At 62.9% G+C, this 15,314-nt stretch carries 21 protein-coding genes; 16 read left to right on the top strand and 5 right to left on the bottom strand.

Features of this window, described 5'->3' with window-relative positions:
- Window positions 1-321: 321 nt before the first annotated feature.
- Window positions 322-648, top strand: coding sequence for a DUF736 domain-containing protein (locus ACOIX3_RS29275; RefSeq protein WP_420965438.1), 327 nt, complete (start codon window positions 322-324; stop codon window positions 646-648).
- A gap of 120 nt (window positions 649-768) precedes the next feature.
- Here ACOIX3_RS29275 and ACOIX3_RS29270 read toward each other — a convergent pair whose 3' ends face one another.
- Window positions 769-1,185 (bottom strand): hypothetical protein, encoded by a 417-nt coding sequence (locus tag ACOIX3_RS29270; RefSeq protein WP_420965437.1) that lies wholly within the window; start codon window positions 1,183-1,185, stop codon window positions 769-771.
- Window positions 1,186-1,346: 161 nt separating this feature from the next.
- Window positions 1,347-1,580 carry a helix-turn-helix domain-containing protein gene (locus ACOIX3_RS29265; RefSeq protein ID WP_420965436.1) on the bottom strand — a complete coding sequence of 78 codons (234 nt, stop codon included), beginning with the start codon at window positions 1,578-1,580 and terminating at the stop codon, window positions 1,347-1,349.
- A 241-nt stretch (window positions 1,581-1,821) separates the two neighbouring features.
- On the opposite strand from ACOIX3_RS29265, the gene ACOIX3_RS29260 reads away from it, so the two are divergent.
- From ACOIX3_RS29260 to ACOIX3_RS29190, 15 genes are all read left to right on the top strand, one after another.
- Window positions 1,822-2,085 carry a DNA -binding domain-containing protein gene (locus ACOIX3_RS29260; RefSeq protein WP_172648957.1) on the top strand — a complete coding sequence of 88 codons (264 nt, stop codon included), beginning with the start codon at window positions 1,822-1,824 and terminating at the stop codon, window positions 2,083-2,085.
- Window positions 2,086-2,223: 138 nt separating this feature from the next.
- Window positions 2,224-2,433, top strand: a complete 210-nt coding sequence (locus tag ACOIX3_RS29255) for a transcriptional regulator domain-containing protein (RefSeq protein ID WP_172645929.1) — start codon at window positions 2,224-2,226, stop codon at window positions 2,431-2,433.
- Window positions 2,390-3,010 (top strand): DUF2285 domain-containing protein, encoded by a 621-nt coding sequence (locus tag ACOIX3_RS29250; protein ID WP_420965435.1) that lies wholly within the window; start codon window positions 2,390-2,392, stop codon window positions 3,008-3,010. Before ACOIX3_RS29255 ends, ACOIX3_RS29250 begins: the two co-directional genes overlap by 44 nt.
- 203 nt (window positions 3,011-3,213) lie before the next feature.
- Window positions 3,214-3,465 (top strand): helix-turn-helix transcriptional regulator, encoded by a 252-nt coding sequence (locus ACOIX3_RS29245; protein ID WP_420965434.1) that lies wholly within the window; start codon window positions 3,214-3,216, stop codon window positions 3,463-3,465.
- 13 nt (window positions 3,466-3,478) lie between these two features.
- Complete coding sequence (locus ACOIX3_RS29240) at window positions 3,479-4,576, top strand: replication initiator protein A (RefSeq protein ID WP_420965433.1); 1,098 nt, start codon at window positions 3,479-3,481, stop codon at window positions 4,574-4,576.
- Window positions 4,573-5,211, top strand: a complete 639-nt coding sequence (parA, locus tag ACOIX3_RS29235) for a ParA family partition ATPase (RefSeq protein WP_420965432.1) — start codon at window positions 4,573-4,575, stop codon at window positions 5,209-5,211. The genes ACOIX3_RS29240 and parA overlap by 4 nt, the downstream gene beginning before the upstream one ends.
- Complete coding sequence (locus ACOIX3_RS29230) at window positions 5,208-5,462, top strand: hypothetical protein (RefSeq protein ID WP_420965431.1); 255 nt, start codon at window positions 5,208-5,210, stop codon at window positions 5,460-5,462. The genes parA and ACOIX3_RS29230 overlap by 4 nt, the downstream gene beginning before the upstream one ends.
- Window positions 5,459-5,977 carry a DUF2840 domain-containing protein gene (locus ACOIX3_RS29225; protein ID WP_420965430.1) on the top strand — a complete coding sequence of 173 codons (519 nt, stop codon included), beginning with the start codon at window positions 5,459-5,461 and terminating at the stop codon, window positions 5,975-5,977. The genes ACOIX3_RS29230 and ACOIX3_RS29225 overlap by 4 nt, the downstream gene beginning before the upstream one ends.
- Window positions 5,974-6,519, top strand: coding sequence for a S26 family signal peptidase (locus ACOIX3_RS29220; protein WP_420965429.1), 546 nt, complete (start codon window positions 5,974-5,976; stop codon window positions 6,517-6,519). The genes ACOIX3_RS29225 and ACOIX3_RS29220 overlap by 4 nt, the downstream gene beginning before the upstream one ends.
- Window positions 6,520-6,553: 34 nt before the next feature.
- Complete coding sequence (locus tag ACOIX3_RS29215) at window positions 6,554-6,889, top strand: DUF736 domain-containing protein (protein ID WP_420965428.1); 336 nt, start codon at window positions 6,554-6,556, stop codon at window positions 6,887-6,889.
- A 4-nt stretch (window positions 6,890-6,893) separates the two neighbouring features.
- Window positions 6,894-7,814, top strand: a complete 921-nt coding sequence (locus tag ACOIX3_RS29210; protein WP_420965427.1) for a lytic transglycosylase domain-containing protein — start codon at window positions 6,894-6,896, stop codon at window positions 7,812-7,814.
- Window positions 7,811-8,176: a hypothetical protein gene (locus tag ACOIX3_RS29205; protein WP_420965426.1), complete on the top strand. Its 366-nt coding sequence runs from the start codon at window positions 7,811-7,813 to the stop codon at window positions 8,174-8,176. Before ACOIX3_RS29210 ends, ACOIX3_RS29205 begins: the two co-directional genes overlap by 4 nt.
- Complete coding sequence (locus tag ACOIX3_RS29200) at window positions 8,169-9,908, top strand: relaxase/mobilization nuclease domain-containing protein (protein ID WP_420965425.1); 1,740 nt, start codon at window positions 8,169-8,171, stop codon at window positions 9,906-9,908. The genes ACOIX3_RS29205 and ACOIX3_RS29200 overlap by 8 nt, the downstream gene beginning before the upstream one ends.
- Before the next feature lie 41 nt (window positions 9,909-9,949).
- The gene (locus ACOIX3_RS29195) at window positions 9,950-11,929 is read left to right on the top strand and encodes a conjugal transfer protein TraG (protein ID WP_420965424.1); all 1,980 of its coding nucleotides are present in this window, start codon (window positions 9,950-9,952) and stop codon (window positions 11,927-11,929) included.
- 7 nt (window positions 11,930-11,936) lie between these two features.
- Window positions 11,937-12,380 carry a CopG family transcriptional regulator gene (locus tag ACOIX3_RS29190; protein ID WP_420965423.1) on the top strand — a complete coding sequence of 148 codons (444 nt, stop codon included), beginning with the start codon at window positions 11,937-11,939 and terminating at the stop codon, window positions 12,378-12,380.
- A gap of 442 nt (window positions 12,381-12,822) precedes the next feature.
- Here ACOIX3_RS29190 and ACOIX3_RS29185 read toward each other — a convergent pair whose 3' ends face one another.
- From ACOIX3_RS29185 to ACOIX3_RS29175, 3 genes are all read right to left on the bottom strand, one after another.
- Window positions 12,823-13,740 carry a phosphonate C-P lyase system protein PhnG gene (locus ACOIX3_RS29185; protein ID WP_420971819.1) on the bottom strand — a complete coding sequence of 306 codons (918 nt, stop codon included), beginning with the start codon at window positions 13,738-13,740 and terminating at the stop codon, window positions 12,823-12,825.
- Window positions 13,741-13,817: 77 nt separating this feature from the next.
- On the bottom strand, window positions 13,818-14,774 hold the full coding sequence (locus tag ACOIX3_RS29180; protein ID WP_420965422.1) for an alpha-D-ribose 1-methylphosphonate 5-triphosphate diphosphatase: 957 nt from the start codon (window positions 14,772-14,774) through the stop codon (window positions 13,818-13,820).
- Window positions 14,771-14,917 carry a hypothetical protein gene (locus ACOIX3_RS29175; protein WP_420965421.1) on the bottom strand — a complete coding sequence of 49 codons (147 nt, stop codon included), beginning with the start codon at window positions 14,915-14,917 and terminating at the stop codon, window positions 14,771-14,773. Before ACOIX3_RS29175 ends, ACOIX3_RS29180 begins: the two co-directional genes overlap by 4 nt.
- Window positions 14,918-15,314 lie beyond the last annotated feature (397 nt).

Raw genomic sequence — 15,314 nt, 5'->3', positions numbered from 1 at the left:
TTGGGCCGGCTTCTCGGCGGGACTCGCTATCGCCCCGTTCTCCTTGATGTCAGCTCTGTTTCGGATCGAGCGCACCGAACGGCCTCTTCGATGGATGGATCTGGCCGAAGGCCGGCTGAAGCCTCGACCGCCTATGGCGCAACAGCGGCGTCACAACTTTCTTCCCCTGCCGGCTGCGCCGTCATTCCTCGCGCAAGACAAGAAAGTTCCTCCTTTGCTGTCGAGCCCCTGCGGGGTGCGCCGTCGATCGCCTCCGGCCTGTCGATCACCATCGAGGCCGCACGGTGCGGGCTCGGAAAACAGAGATCAAGGAGAACTACCATGGCGACCATCGGCACCTTCAAGAAGACCGGCGACAACGAGTTCACCGGCGAAATCGTCACTCTCTCAGTCCAGGCCAGGAACGTCCGCATCGTCCCCGAAACCAGCCGCTCGGGCGACAACGCCCCCAGCCACCGGGTCTATATCGGCCGGGTTGAGGTCGGCGCCGCCTGGTCCAAGCGTTCCAACGAGGGCCGCGACTATCTGGGTCTCAAGCTCGACGATCCGAGCTTCACCGCTCCGATCTTCGCCAACCTCTTCGACGACGAGAACGGTGAGGGCTTCAGCCTGATCTGGTCCCGCCCCAGCCGTCGCAACAGCGACTGACCCGACGCACGATGCCTCGCCCGGCTGGCCCGGGCGGGGCATCGCTCAGCTCAAGAGCTGGCCGCGCAGAGCTGCCGCCCGCGGCGACGGAGCAGGTGTGGACGGCGGAGCAAATCCTGATCAGCGACCGCGGACCTGTCCCGCCTTGATCGGCCGTTCTTGATAAGCTTCCAAAACGGTTTCGACGATGTCTTCCCAGTCAGGACAAACTGCAACCAAACGATCCAGCACCGTGGGATCCCGCTCGATCTGGCCGAGCGCTTGAGCGCGCCATTGGTCGTTGAAGCTGATGCTCATCAGCCCCAGGCATTCGACGACCGAACTGTCAGGCGGCAAGTGTTCCAGGATTGCGCTCACTATGCCGGTCCATTGTTGAAGCAGACGCCACTGCGCAACGGTGGCCCCGGTCTCCAATTTCTCTTGAAGGAGATCAATCAGCAAGAGGAAGCGAATTCGCCAAGGTTGGGGCCTGAGGTCCACGACGTAGACGTCCACGACGTCGCGGATGTCGGCTGGAAAGTGCTCGTATAAGGTCATGGTGGCTCTCCATCCGTCCAATGCCCTCTAGTTCCTTTGGCTAGCAGGTGCCTTTGCAAGCAGAGCAGATTTGCCCGGAGCCGCCCATCCACTTGTGCGTGACGCAACGCGGAGTTGGTTCTCAACGTTTCAGTGCGACGATGCAGCACAAATACACTCTGTCATCGAGGCCGGTGAGGATGAACCGCCGTTCGTTTAATCAGATCGGTTGCTTCGATGCCTAGCGCCTCCGCGATTCGGCCGAGTACGGTCACGCTGGCCGATACATCGGCGCGTTCAATCGCTCCGATGTAACGGACACTCAGTCCGGCGCTATCGGCCAACTCTTCCTGCGTCATCTTCTTCACATGGCGTATCCGACGCAAATTGATCGCCATGATCTCCTTGAGATCCATGGCGACATGGGAACTCACACCGGCACGATCGTTCCAGGAACGATCGTTCCGATTCGTGCGACGCCATGTTATTCATTTCTTCTGGGGTTGAGCCTGGTTTACCGCCTTCGGGGAGCGCCGTGATGCGCCCCATGCATCGCGCCGCGACAAAACGTCTCCTGATTATTTCGCCTTGTGCGAAAGTTTCGCAGTACATGGAACTGTGTGCAACGTTGCTTCGGCCGGAGAGGGGATGATCGCAATGGACGGGATTGCATTCCAGGATCAGCCGCCGTTGACCGACCGCGTCAACGCCTATGACGAGCAACATCTTGCAATTTATCTTCGGTTGTTAATTGCTGAAGAAGAGGGTGCCGACTGGCGTGAGGTCGTCCAGGTGATCTTCAGTCTCGACCCTGCTCGAGAACCCGATCGTGCAAGAACTGTCCATGACAGCCACCTCGCTCGCGCCAGATGGATGACGGAGGCAGGTTATCGGTATCTGTTGGAACCGCGAATGCAGTGAGCAGGCCCTCGTGCTCTGTATTACGCAAATTGCGATCATGCGCGATGCAACCTTTGGGTCTAGTTTGCTGGAGGGTCTTTCCGGATCTTGGCGCGTCCCTCGTTCGGGGCGACAAACAAGAAACGAGAGGAAACACCCATGCCCACCCAGTACTGGCGCTCGCCGGAGACCATCGAACGCCTGAATCGCCTTGAGCGCCCCGGCTTCGCCCTCGAATTCCTCCGCCGCAATGCTGACTACCGCCGCGACTTCGCCCACACGCAGCGCCAGATTGCGCGTGACGGCGGTGATGCCGAGACCCTTCGTGCGACTTTCGCACGGCGATGGAGGTTGCGGTTTCGCCCATGACCCCGCCGCTCCTGTTGGTCAAGAACCAACCATCTGGCTGCCCGAAGCATCACCTGGAACTTTGCTCCTGGAGCCCGCGCCGCCGGGCTTCGATGCTCTTCGTTCCATCGACCGCAATGCTTTTGGGCAATCGCTCCTCGAGTGGACGGATCCCGACGGTCGCGAACTGGTGATTGCGGACGGATCGGGTGAGCTTCACGTCCGGATGCGTGACGAGCAGGGCGTACGACGTCCCGCCGTGCTTCTGCCTATCGACAGCATGGCGGAGCTGCGGCTCGACGTCGCGTTACACTTCGTCCGCCGGCTTGGCGGCCAGAGTATCGGCCTTCTACCAGCGGCCCTGCAACTGACGTCCTTTCAGAGACGGCGATTGATTCAGCTCCTTCACGCCTTCGACGTTCACGACCTGGGCGGCGGTCCGCGAGACGTGGCAGCGAAGGTGCTCGCCTCCGACCACGCCCAGCGTCGTTCGGTCGAATGGAAGGACTCGCATGCCCGTCGCAAGGCCAACCGGCTCATTCATGATTCGATCGCCCTGGTCGAACGGGGCTATCTGAAACTCCTGCGCGGCCTCTGACCGGCCCTTCGATCCCTCCAAGCTATCCGCCGTGACGACGTTAGCCTGCGCCCCGCTGGTAGCGCCCGGGTTCGGCTGGTCGCGAACGGGGGACACGCATGTTCAAAACTTTCGTCCACCCCCAACGCCCGAACTCTCCGCCATTTTGGCCCCGACACGCCGCGCCTTGGCTGCGGCGCTTTCAGGCAAGACGGAGATCTCCCATGCTCGACAGGCCCGCGCAGCTTTCCACGCGCTACGTGCGCACCCCCGAGGCCGCGCGCCTTCTCGGAATCTCGCCACGCACGCTGGAGAAATATCGTTGCCATGGCAATGGCCCGACCTTTCGCAAGCTCGGCGGTCGCGTTGTCTACGCCGTCGGCGATCTCGAAGCCTGGGCCGATCGGGCCGCCTGCAGCTCAACGTCGGATCCGCGCTACGTGGAGGCCCGCGCCGCTAGCCACGCGCATCGCTAAGGCAAGGCTCGCCATGTCGTCGCGTCGCCTCATTACTCCCAGCGAGCGAAGCAAGCTCGACCCGTTCGTTGTCGCCACCGGCGACGCCAGCCCGCGCGACCAGCGAGACCTGATGGAGCGGCCATTCTTCTCGCTTGCCAAGGCCAAGCGGACGGCGCCGATCGTCTACCAGGCCGGCGACGTGCGCGTCGAGGTCTATGCAGTCCCAGAGCACGGTATGGCGACCATTTGGGATGCCGACGTGCTGATTTGGGCGGCAAGCCAGATTGTCGAGGCCGAGAACCTTGGTCTGAAGACCTCGCGTTTCCTGCGCTTCACGCCCTACCAGCTAATGACCGCAGTAGGCCGGCAGACCGGGGCCCGCGACTACAAGCTCCTGAAGGGCGCGCTGGCCCGCCTGCAGGCGACCGTTATCCGCACCAGCATTCGGCAGGACGAGCATTGGCGGCGTCACCAATTCTCCTGGATCAACGAATGGGAAGAATGTGCGCGGCGCGATGGCCGCGTGCAAGGGATGGAATTTGTTCTTCCTGACTGGTTCTATCGCGGCGTCGTAGATCGCTCACTCGTTCTCACGATCGATCCCGCTTACTTCAGCCTGACTGGCGGGATCGAGCGTTGGCTTTACCGCGTCGCTCGCAAGCATGCCGGCCGACAGCCGAAAGGCTGGATCTTCGAGATCGCACACCTCCACGCGAAATCCGGCAGCCTGGTGCGTGTCTCTGATTTCGCCCTGCAGATCCGGCGCATCGCGGTACGCCAGCCGCTTCCCGGCTACCAGTTGCACATCGAACGCGAGGCGCACCGCGAACTGCTCCGCATAGTGCCATCAAAATTATCCACATCCCCTGTGGACAGTGCTGTGGAAGCACTCGGGACTCCGCACGCAAACGGTATCGGTATTCCGCACGCAGGCCTGTCGGGACTTCGCACGCATGACTCTTATTCAGAGTCTAACTTAGAGTCTAACCTAGACTCTAACTGTTGTAGTGGGCCCGTGCGTCTTGCGGATAACGCCGACGCGTCGTCGTTCGCTGACCCGCCGTCGAGCAAGCTCCCAAGTCAACCATCTCTGCCCCTTCTCGACGACAAGGCGGGAGGCAGGAGATGATCGTCGCGCTCCTTAACCAGAAAGGCGGTGTCGGCAGGACGACGCTCGCTCTTCACCTCGCCGGTAAATGGGCGCTGCGCGGCAAGCGGGTGACCCTGATCGATGCCGATCCGCAGAGCTCGGCATTGGACTGGTCGAAGCAGCGGGCGCGGGAAAACGTCGCGCGGTTATTCGGCGTCGTTGGCCTCACGCGCGATACGCTCCACCGCGAGGCGCCGGAGATCGCACGCACCGCCGATCACGTCGTCATTGACGGCCCGCCGCGCGTTGCCGGTTTGACGCGTTCGGCGCTGCTGGCGGCTGACCTGGTGGTGATCCCCGTGCAGCCGTCGCCGCTCGACGGCTGGGCCTCAGCAGAGATGTTGTCTCTGCTGCGCGAGGCCCGCATCTATCGCCCACAGCTTGCCGCGCGCTTTGTGCTCAACCGCTGCGACGCGCGCACGGTCATTGCCCGCGAAACAACCGAGGCGCTTGCCGATCATGATCCGCCGGTGCTCGTCAGCACCATTGGCCAACGCGTCGTCTTCGCGGATGCCGCGCAGTCCGGCCGACTCGTCTTCGAGCTTGCCGAAGGGAGCGCTGCCGCCAGCGAGATCGCCGCGTTCGCCGCTGAAGTCGCGAGGATCGCACCATGAGAGAGCGCTCCACCAAGCGCGGTTTTGCGTCGCAACCTGGCGACGTGGAGCGCTGGATCAAGGCCAGCGATACGCCGCAGCGTCGCATGGATGATGCCGCGGCCTTCACCGCGAGGCTGACAATCGATGTCACGCCGACGCTGCGCGGCCGCATCAAGATCGTCGCGTTCAAGCGTCGCATGACCGTCGCCGACATGCTGCGCGAATTGCTGGCGCGCGAATTCCCCACTGATGCCGGAGAGCCGTCATGAACGACAATGAGGCCTTGCCGCCGCGTGCTGTGCCTCCCTCGCATCGGCGCGGCGTTGCGCTCACTCAAGTCGAACTAACCTGGATCGAGAAGAGGATCGAGCATTGGCTGCGCTTCGGCCGGCGCACTGAAGAGAGGATCCTCGACCGCCGCCGCAGCATATCAAGTTTTGCACCCGGCAGCATCTTCGGTTTCGTGCGCTGGGCGTCGAACGACTACGGCACTGTCATCTCGCGTATGGATATCGTGCGCGCCATGGAGGTCGGCAAGCCATATCAGACGCTGCCCTTCGTGCGGCCCGGCGGCGAGATCCTGCTACGTGTCGACAGCTGGCCGAAAGTCGAGCGTGTGCTACAGGCGGTCGACGCCATCGAGGCGCTCAACATCGATCCGGCCGACGTCGCGCCGGAATACTGGCGACATCTCCACAACCGCCTCACCGCGGGCCACGAGCCGCGCGCCTACACGCGCGAGCAGCATACGGCCTGGCTCAAGCGCCGGAGCGTCGCGCCATGACCCCCTTCGGCTACGTCATGGTGACGTACATTGCGATGCTGGCCGTCGGCGGCCTGGCGTTCTTTCATCCCGCGCCGCGGCTGATCTGGAACGCCACCGCGAGCACGCCGACAGGGTTTTACGCGCTGCATCCGGTTGGAGAGCTGCACGCCCTGGAGCTGGTCGTGGTGCGGCTACCGGCGCCGATCGCGAGCTTCCTCGCTGATCGCGGCTTTCTCCCGAACGGTGTGCCGCTGCTGAAGCACGTGATGGCGCTGCCCGGGCAGACCGTGTGCCGGTCCGACGACGTCATCACGGTGGATGCTGTCGATGTCGGCGCCGCACACGATAGCGACCGTCTCGGCCGTCCGCTGCCGCGCTGGAGCGGTTGCCACACTCTTGAGCCGGGCGAGGTCTTCCTCATGAACCCCACCGTCCCGGACAGCCTGGACGGACGCTATTTCGGCCCGCTCCCCGTCACTTCGATCGTCGCGCGCGCGGTCCCGCTTTGGACCGACGAGGCCGGCGACGGCCGCTTCGTCTGGCGCGCCGCCACCCATTGACCCGCTTCTCACCCAGCAACCAAGGAGGATTCCCATGACGCAAATCGGTCAGTTCACCCGCGATAAGTCCGGCTTCACCGGCCGCATTCAAACGCTCTTTTTCGAGCGGATTCTCACCCTCACCCCAGTCGAATCCTCGGATGCCGAGAATGCGCCGGATTACCGCATCCGCCTCGGGGATACCGACGGTCCGGAAATCGGCGCGGGCTGGAAACGCACTAGCGAAAAAGCCGGCGACTACGTTTCGCTCATCATCGACGACCCGACGCTTCCGCGGCCGATCCGCGCCAATCTCTTCCAGTCGGGTGACGACAAATCGGCCTGGACGCTGAACTGGAATCGTCTGCCCCAGCGCGCCGAACGGGACTGATCGCATGCAGGATCCTGTCGCGCGTGCCGGCAACCAGGCGCATCAACGGTCCACCCCTTTGTTCGGAGGAAAGCCATCTCACCCCTTCGTCCCGCTCGAACGTCAGTCGGCCTCCGCGCAGACCAGCGGTCGAGGGCGGGGCGGCCCGCCGCGCATACCCCTGACGGACGAGAGCATGACGGTTTGCTCGCGTCATGGCGGAGACGCGGCGAGCTTTGCCATGCTCCTGATAGCCGTTCTGCTGATGATTGGCGGCACGATGCCGGCAGTGTCCGCAGAAAGAGCGCCGGCGCGCGGTCAACCTGCGAGCGACCGCTATGTCACTTATGTGGCAGAAGCCGCGCTGCGCTTTGGCATTCCGACTGCATGGATTCGCGCCGTCATGCGCATCGAGAGCAACGGCGATCGGCGTGCCGTCTCACCTAAAGGCGCACTCGGTCTGATGCAACTTATGCCCAAGACCTGGGCGGACATGCGCGCTCGCTATGGTCTCGGACGCGATCCTTTCGATCCGCATGACAACATTCTCGCTGGCGCCGCCTTCCTTCGTGAACTCCACGACCGCTACGGCTCGCCGGGCTTCCTCGCGGCCTACAATGCAGGTCCCGGCCGCTACGAGGATTTTCGCGATAGACATCGTCCACTTCCCGCCGAGACGACAGCCTATGTCGCAGCCGTTGTCCCTTTTGTCGATGCGGAGAGGACGCCAGGGCCTCTCCTCGTCGCGGCCCCCTCTCGTTCAGCCTGGACGCAGGCGTCGCTCTTTTTCGGCCACGTTGACGAGGTGTCGGCTGCCGTGCGTGCGACACCCGACCGACCGGCGCACGACAAGCCGGTTGCCGCTCCGGTGCACGGTCTTTCGGCTATCGCGCCGCAGTCGGAAGGGCTGTTCGTTGCGCTCTCGACAACGGGACGATCGCAATGACTGCGCGGCGTCAACAACATGATGATGCTGATCGGCGCACGCCTGCCAGCACGCATGCTGCGGACATCTGGACATCCGTCGAGCGATGGCCGCCGGTCATCATCATCAGTTGCAGTTTCGTGCTCAAGCATGGCTTAGCGCATTCCTGCGAAGGAGTAAGCGTGGGTGAGGGATATGAGCAGGCAGCGACCGAACGATGGCGAGATAAAAGGCCGCAATGTGCGGCTCGGTCGGTCGGTTGTTTGTGCTTCCATTTTTCCTTGATCCCGCAATGTGCGGCTTCGGAGTGCAATGTGCGCCTCACCATCAACTCATTGTGGGCATTCGGCGTTTCGCACATTGCCGAGGTTGGCCATGGCTGAAGAGAAGGAGTTTCAGCCCCGGCCCGGCCGCATACGCTCCTCGCGAAGCCAGCGGGCAAAGCCCTTCATCGCCCAGGCGCTTGCCGCCGCTCAGCGTGCTGGCGGCGGCATTTCGCGAGCCGGCCACCTCGTGAGCCACCGTCATTCGCGCTTCGGCCGTGGTCGGGTCGCCAGCGTGCGGGCAAACCGTCTGCTCACCGGCCGCTCGCGTCTGGTGACGATCAAGACCCGCGTTGTCCGGCATACGGCGAGATCGGCCCCGCTCGCCGCGCATCTGGGTTATCTGCGGCGCGAGGGCGTCACCCGGGACGGGGAGAAGGCCCACCTGTTCGGCCCGGATACCGAGGATGCCGATCCCAAGGCCTTTGCGGAGCGCTGTCAGGATGATCGCCACCATTTCCGTTTCATCGTCTCGCCCGAAGACGCAGCCGATATGGCCGACCTCAAAGGTTTCGCTCGCGAACTGGTCGGCCAGATGGAGAAGGATCTTGGCACCAAGCTCGACTGGGTCGGCGTCGATCACTGGAACACCCAGCACCCGCACGTCCACATCATCGTGCGCGGCGTCGCAGAGGACGGCCAGGACCTCGTTATCTCCCGCGACTACATCAAGGAAGGAATGCGCGCTCGCGCCCAGGATCTGGTCACCGAGGGCCTCGGACTGCGCTCCGATCTCGACATCCGCCAATCGCTCGAGCGCCAGATCGAAGCCGAACGCTGGACACAGCTTGACCGGCAGCTTGTTCGCGACGCAGGCCGGCATGGGGTCATCGATCTTGCGCCCAATCCGACACAGCAGCCTGATCAGTTCCATGCGTTGAAGGTCGGACGGCTGCGACACTTGGAGAGCCTCGGCCTCGCGCATCAACTCGGGCCAGGTCAATGGGTCATGGACGAGGCTGCCGAGACAACGTTGCGCGAGCTCGGCGAACGCGGCGACATCATCAAACGCATCCACCGCAGCCTGACCGAACGCGGTATCGAGCGCGGGACCGCGAGCTACGTGCTATCAGGCGAAAGCCTCGACGCCCCCATCATCGGGCGCCTCGCCGATCGCGGTCTCGACGACGAACTCAAGGGGACCGCCTATGCCGTGGTCGACGGCGTAGACGGCCGCACCCACCACATCAGGCTGCCGGACCTCGACGCTGCCGGCGACAGCGCACCGGGCTCGATCGTCGAGCTACGCAAATTCGATGACGCGAGAGGACAGCGCCGCGTGGCGCTTGCCGTCCGTTCCGATCTCTCGATCGAAGCGCAGGTGATGGCGAGCGGCGCGACCTGGCTCGACCGCCAGGCCGTCGCACGCGACCCTGTGGCGCTCGGTCAGGCCGGCTTCGGCGCCGAGGTCCGCGACGCCATGGAACGGCGGACTGAGCAGCTCATCGAGCAGGGCCTCGCAGAACGCCAGAGCCGTGGGCTGGTATTCGCGAAGAACCTCATCGGCACGCTGCGCCGCCGGGAGTTAGAGGATCATGGCAACCAGCTCGCCGCCGAGACCGGCCAGCCGTTCAACCCCTCGGCTGCCGGTGAATATGTCGCCGGCACCTATCGGCAGCGCTTCGCGCTCGCCTCCGGCCGCTTCGCCATGATCGACGACGGGCTCGGCTTCCAACTCGTGCCCTGGACGCCCTCACTGGAAAAGCAGCTCGGCCGGCATGTCTCCGGCGTCGCCCGCGAAGACGGTAGCATCGATTGGGGTTTCGGACGCAACCGGGGGCTCGGCCTGTGAGCGATCCCTCCAATCACCGACGTCAGGAAAGGGCGGCGGCCATGTCCGCTACCAAGATTCTCTGGGGGCAGATCATCACGGTCTTCGCGATCGTCCTGCTGACGATCTGGACCGCGACGGAATGGACGGCCTGGCGGCTCGGCTTCCAGCCGCAGCTCGGGCAACCCTGGTTCGAGCTGCTGCATTTTCCGTTCTATCCCCCGCCAGCCCTCTTCTGGTGGTGGTATGCCTACGACGCCTATGCGCCCTCAATCTTCATTGAGGGCGGCTACATCGCCGCATCCGGGGGCATCATCGCCGCGGCGGTCGCGATTGGCATGTCGGTCTGGCGCGCCCGCGAAGCAAAGAATGCCGAGACCTACGGCTCGGCGCGGTGGGCTGAGGCAAGGGAGATCGAGCAGGCCGGATTACTCGGGCCCGACGGCGTCGTGCTCGGCCGGTTCGAGCGCGCCTATCTTCGCCATGATGGGCCGGAGCATGTCCTGTGCTTTGCGCCGACCCGGAGTGGCAAGGGCGTCGGCCTCGTCATCCCTTCGCTGCTGACTTGGCCGGGCTCGGCGATCGTCCACGACATCAAGGGGGAGAACTGGCAGCTCACCGCCGGCTTCCGCGGTCGGCACGGCCGCGTCCTTCTGTTCGATCCGACCAACGCGAAGTCGTCGGCGTACAATCCGCTGTTGGAGGTCCGCCGTGGCGAGTGGGAGGTGCGCGACGTCCAGAACATCGCCGACATCCTGGTCGACCCGGAGGGTAGCCTCGAGAAGCGGAACCACTGGGAGAAAACCAGTCATGCGCTCCTGGTCGGCGCGATCCTTCACGTCCTCTATGCCGAGGAGCACAAGACGCTCGCCGGCGTCGCAGCCTTCCTGTCCGATCCGAAGCGGCCGATCGAGTCGACGCTTGCCGCGATGATGCGCACGGCGCATCTCGGCGAGGCCGGCGTCCATCCCGTGGTTGCTTCCGCTGCGCGTGAGCTGCTGAACAAATCGGGCAACGAACGCTCCGGCGTCTTGAGTACCGCCATGTCGTTCCTGGGCCTCTACCGAGATCCCGTGGTTGCGGAGGTCACACGGCGCTGCGACTGGCGGATCACCGACATCGTCGGCTGGGACGAGCCGACTACGCTGTACCTCGTGGTGCCGCCGTCAGACATCAACCGCACCAAGCCGCTGATCCGTCTGGTCCTCAACCAGATCGGCCGCCGCTTGACCGAGGATCTTCAGGCCAAGGCCGGACGGCGCAGGCTCCTCCTGATGCTCGACGAATTCCCCGCGCTCGGCCGGCTCGACTTCTTTGAGTCCGCACTGGCCTTCATGGCGGGTTACGGGATCAAGAGCTTCCTGATCGCCCAGTCCCTGAACCAGATCGAGAAGGCCTATGGGCCAAACAACTCGATCCTCGACAACTGTCACGTCCGGGTCAGCTTCGCGACCAACGACGAAAGGACGGCGAAGCGGGTGTCCGACGCCTTGGGCATGGCGACAGAGATGAAGGCGATGAAGAACTATGCCGGCAGCCGGTTGGCACCTTGGCTCGGCCACCTGATGGTGTCACGGTCGGAGACCGCCCGCCCACTGCTCACCCCCGGCGAAATGATGCAGCTCCCGCCATCAGATGAGATCGTCATGATGTCCGGGCTCCATCCGATCCGCGCCAAGAAGGCGCGCTATTATGAGGACAGACGTTTCCAGGAGCGCATCCTGGCTCCGCCAGTGCTAACCAAACCCAGTGACAACCGGCCGGACGATTGGAGTTTACGGCCACTCCCGCCGCGCCCCACGGCACCGTCGACGTCGACCGACGACGCGAACGATGCAGATCCGAAGACCGCCGACCGCCGGCAGCAGCCGGAACTGGACCGCGACACTGTGGAGAAAAAGGAACCCCTGGACAACGAGTTCGCGCCAGACTTTGCCGACGAGCTCGAGGAAGATGCCCCGCGGATCAGGCGCATGAACGACATGATGCAGGGCGTCGCGCGCCAGGCATCGCTCGATCCCGGCGACGATCTCGGATTGTGAGGCAGGCATGACCGCGCCGAAGAAGAAAGCCCAGATGTCGGTCTATCTGGATCCGGACGTCATGAAGACGCTGTCGGCTTATGCCGCTCGACGCGAGCAGCCGATGTCGCTCATCGCCGAAGCCGCGATCGCTTCCTTCCTGTCGCCGGACGCAGACGAACGGCGGGAGGCCGCCATTGCGAAGCGACTTGATCAAGTCGATCGCCGGATCGCGCGGCTTGAGCGAGATATCGGGATCTCCATCGAGACCATCGCGCTCTTCATCCGCTTCTGGCTCACGACAACACCGCCACCCCCCGAACCGGTCGCCAAGGCCGCAAGAGCACAGGCCGGAGCGCGTTATGATAATTTCGTCGCCGCGTTGGGCCGGCGACTAAGCCATGGGCCCAAGCTGAGGCAGGAAATTTCGGATGACGCAGATGCCGTTCAATCTTCTGTCGGCCCAGAATAAGCGGGGCCCGAGGGTAAATAGCAACAAGAGCCATGTGTGCTCCGCCCATTAGTATCGGCGGATTATTGAGCGCTTGCCCGAAAGGTTCTGTTCACGGCGGCGGCCTCGTCTCCGTAACGTCGCCGGAACGACGTGGTCGACGAAATGCTACATGAACATGAAACCCTCGTGCAACTACAGATCATACAAACCGGAGCTGTCGCCTGATCGAATGCACGAAAGATTTCTGGATACTACCACTTTGCAGCCACAGCCCTCGTCAACTGCTGTTCGCGGCGTGATTTCGAGCTGTGCCGAAGCCTTTCGTGATTTGTAGCTCTGTTCCTAGTTAGACGCTGAGCGTCAGTCGTTGCTTCACCAAGCCGCCGTCATGCAAAACCGGACGGGGATATCTTCCGCGAGGCCGAGCTATAGGCGCTCGCCGTTGTCATGATCAGTGATCCTACGATTTCGGCGTGACCCGTTCACACATCCTGCAAAGCAGAGAGCCACTCGCTCCGTTCATGCGGTCGGCGACCTGGCGAAAACCTGGCCCCTTGATCAGATCCTCGTATTCGTCGTGCAGCAGGTTCCCCAGAACGTGGCGCCTCTCGAAATCCATACAGCAGAGTGTCACGTCGCCGTTTGGCAGAAGGACATTGCGATACTCTCGCTTTTCAGTACATGCGAGAGCCCCCGGGATTGGCAGCCACAAACTATCTCTACATGTTGTCGCGCAATCCTTGGCATCGTGGACGGCAGGAACCTGCCACGTGGTCGCCGCATATGTCGTCCAACTTTTGATTGGAGTATGTGGCCAACCTCGGAAATCGCGCCACCGTTGTCTGTCGGGGCTCGGTCGCCGTCCACACTGCACGAGCGGCGTGATTATGCTCATTCTGCGCCGTTGTTTCTGCGCACACCGTCCGAATGCTACGTCGGGGCTTTGGACCCAACAATCTCGCTCCACGGCCGCAGCGGGCTGGTGCTCCGCCCCACGGACTGGCTGGGCGTGAGCATATTGCGGCGGATTACGCGCTCCTGGAGCAGTTGTGAGGGACAAACCGGATCTAGCCGCGCGGACGCGGTTCGTGTCGCTGCGCTGCGCTGGACCCCGAGCGGTGACGTTCTGTAGAAAACCTTGCAGGGGATCGTCACTGGTCAGGATGGTAACGATACCGATCTCGCCGGTCTCGATTTGAAGCGTACAGCGCGTCACGGTCGTCTCGCCGATATTGAATACTGCGCCGGTGCGCCCGACTGCGCCCCGCAGCTTCGCCGCGCCATATTCCGGACGGCGAATCCACTGGAAATTTGGGCGGGCGATCGCTGCCCAGTGTCGATCCAGTTCTACGATCGGCGCCTTCGCAAGCAGCGTCATCCAGTCTTGACGGGTGCATTGCTGAGCGCTCAGAACAGTTTGCGTCGCGGACACATTCATTTCGCGTTCTCAAGCACTCAGAGCACCTGGCTCCCCGTCGTCCACACCGCTCGGACGACGGGACCGGCTCGATCGGCTACGCGAATGAGGTCGGCGCGTTTGCCCACCGCAATCTCGCCGCGGTCGAAAAGCCCAAAGGTTTGCGCTGGCCGCTCGCTTGCGAGTGCGACAGCCTCGGGGAGACTTAGATCGGATTGGCTCGCCAAGTGCCAAATGCCACGTAGAATGCTCGCAGGGATGTAGTCTGAACAGAGGATGTCCATGAGGCCCTCCTGCGCGAGCTCCCGCACCGAGACGTTGCCAGTATGTGAGCGCCCTGCGACGAGGTTGGGTCCCCCAACGATGATGGTCATGCCGGCGGCGCGCGCGGCTTTCGCTGCCTCCAAGGTGATTGGAAATTCGGAAATGGAGAGTCCATATCCAACGGCTTCAGCGATATGGGCGACAGTGGTGTCGTCATGGCTAGCGAAGGGCACGCCGCGCGCGCGACAGTGAGCGACGAGGCATCGCCGATTGTCCTCAGTGCAGTCCTCTGTGGTTGCCACGGCGGCAATCGCAGTCTCGATTTCTGCCTCAGGCGTATTCTTGCGCCGCTCAAGATGGCGGAACCGCTTCGGGTCCCGCCTTGGCCCATCATCCATGATAGTCACGAATCGAAGGTCGGGCCGATCGGCATAGGAAAGGAAAAGATCAATCAGGTCGCGCTCGCGAGCATCGCAGCGCAGATGAAGCAGATGGTCGGCCCTGAGCAGGCCGTGCCGGCGCGCTTCGCCAAGCCCTTGCAGCATCAGGGGCAGCAGGCGCCGTCGCTCCGGGTTGCCCATCGCCCCAACGATCAGAGAATCGAACACCGTCGTGGTGCCCGCCGCACAAAGCTGAATGTCATGGGCAATGGCAGCTCCCAACGGATCCCAGCTCATACCGGCGCGCGGCAGAATCTGCTTTTCGAGGTGGTCGGTGTGGACGTCGATCAAACCAGCAGCAAATGTTCACCTTCGAAGTCGAGCGCGCCTCGTGCGCTCGTGCTTCTGGTCGCGATGTCGGCGATCAGCCCGTTGAAAATCTGGACCGTTCCGTTGAAACACGCCGACCGGGTCACGATCATCGCGTTCGTCAAGAGCACTTCGCTGCGCTGAAAGAGGCTGTGTCGTATTTGACTTGTTTGACTTGCAGAATTCGCCGATTGACCCATCGGAGGTCGCCTCTTTCCTAGTTTTGAACTCCGCTTTGGTTTTAGCAGTGCTCGGCGAGCGGTGAGAGACAGCCGATGACAAATCGTGTTACTCTGACGAACTTGTACTAATATCTTCAATTAGGGAGACTATGTTTTGCATTCTCGGGTGACGAAGCGGCCTGCGGGGCACTACAACGCGATGTCAGCCCAGAGCGGCGATCGGTTCCGAATGGCCTTACGACATCGGTCTCGATGTTCAGCTGTTCCTTTGAAATCGCAAATTTAATCTGGCGTTCCGAGTACGTCATTCTTCGGTACAAGCCTCGTTAGGTCACTCACG

Origin of the sequence: Bradyrhizobium sp. B120 (genome assembly GCF_049075665.1) — a bacterium.
Classification (GTDB): domain Bacteria; phylum Pseudomonadota; class Alphaproteobacteria; order Rhizobiales; family Xanthobacteraceae; genus Bradyrhizobium.
The sequence above is the reverse complement of the archived record's forward strand: the minus strand, read 5'-3'. Positions and strand labels throughout refer to the sequence as shown.

What these genes read in the sequence shown, in the direction of transcription:
- ACOIX3_RS29275 (WP_420965438.1), top strand. Translation starts at nt 322, where the DNA reads ATGGCGACCATCGGCACCTTCAAGAAGACCGGCGACAACGAGTTCACC.
- ACOIX3_RS29270 (WP_420965437.1), bottom strand. Translation starts at nt 1,185, where the DNA reads ATGACCTTATACGAGCACTTTCCAGCCGACATCCGCGACGTCGTGGAC.
- ACOIX3_RS29265 (WP_420965436.1), bottom strand. Translation starts at nt 1,580, where the DNA reads ATGGATCTCAAGGAGATCATGGCGATCAATTTGCGTCGGATACGCCAT.
- ACOIX3_RS29260 (WP_172648957.1), top strand. Translation starts at nt 1,822, where the DNA reads ATGGACGGGATTGCATTCCAGGATCAGCCGCCGTTGACCGACCGCGTC.
- ACOIX3_RS29255 (WP_172645929.1), top strand. Translation starts at nt 2,224, where the DNA reads ATGCCCACCCAGTACTGGCGCTCGCCGGAGACCATCGAACGCCTGAAT.
- ACOIX3_RS29245 (WP_420965434.1), top strand. Translation starts at nt 3,214, where the DNA reads ATGCTCGACAGGCCCGCGCAGCTTTCCACGCGCTACGTGCGCACCCCC.
- ACOIX3_RS29240 (WP_420965433.1), top strand. Translation starts at nt 3,479, where the DNA reads ATGTCGTCGCGTCGCCTCATTACTCCCAGCGAGCGAAGCAAGCTCGAC.
- parA (WP_420965432.1), top strand. Translation starts at nt 4,573, where the DNA reads ATGATCGTCGCGCTCCTTAACCAGAAAGGCGGTGTCGGCAGGACGACG.
- ACOIX3_RS29230 (WP_420965431.1), top strand. Translation starts at nt 5,208, where the DNA reads ATGAGAGAGCGCTCCACCAAGCGCGGTTTTGCGTCGCAACCTGGCGAC.
- ACOIX3_RS29225 (WP_420965430.1), top strand. Translation starts at nt 5,459, where the DNA reads ATGAACGACAATGAGGCCTTGCCGCCGCGTGCTGTGCCTCCCTCGCAT.
- ACOIX3_RS29220 (WP_420965429.1), top strand. Translation starts at nt 5,974, where the DNA reads ATGACCCCCTTCGGCTACGTCATGGTGACGTACATTGCGATGCTGGCC.
- ACOIX3_RS29215 (WP_420965428.1), top strand. Translation starts at nt 6,554, where the DNA reads ATGACGCAAATCGGTCAGTTCACCCGCGATAAGTCCGGCTTCACCGGC.
- ACOIX3_RS29210 (WP_420965427.1), top strand. Translation starts at nt 6,894, where the DNA reads ATGCAGGATCCTGTCGCGCGTGCCGGCAACCAGGCGCATCAACGGTCC.
- ACOIX3_RS29205 (WP_420965426.1), top strand. Translation starts at nt 7,811, where the DNA reads ATGACTGCGCGGCGTCAACAACATGATGATGCTGATCGGCGCACGCCT.
- ACOIX3_RS29200 (WP_420965425.1), top strand. Translation starts at nt 8,169, where the DNA reads ATGGCTGAAGAGAAGGAGTTTCAGCCCCGGCCCGGCCGCATACGCTCC.
- ACOIX3_RS29195 (WP_420965424.1), top strand. Translation starts at nt 9,950, where the DNA reads ATGTCCGCTACCAAGATTCTCTGGGGGCAGATCATCACGGTCTTCGCG.
- ACOIX3_RS29190 (WP_420965423.1), top strand. Translation starts at nt 11,937, where the DNA reads ATGACCGCGCCGAAGAAGAAAGCCCAGATGTCGGTCTATCTGGATCCG.
- ACOIX3_RS29185 (WP_420971819.1), bottom strand. Translation starts at nt 13,740, where the DNA reads ATGACGCTGCTTGCGAAGGCGCCGATCGTAGAACTGGATCGACACTGG.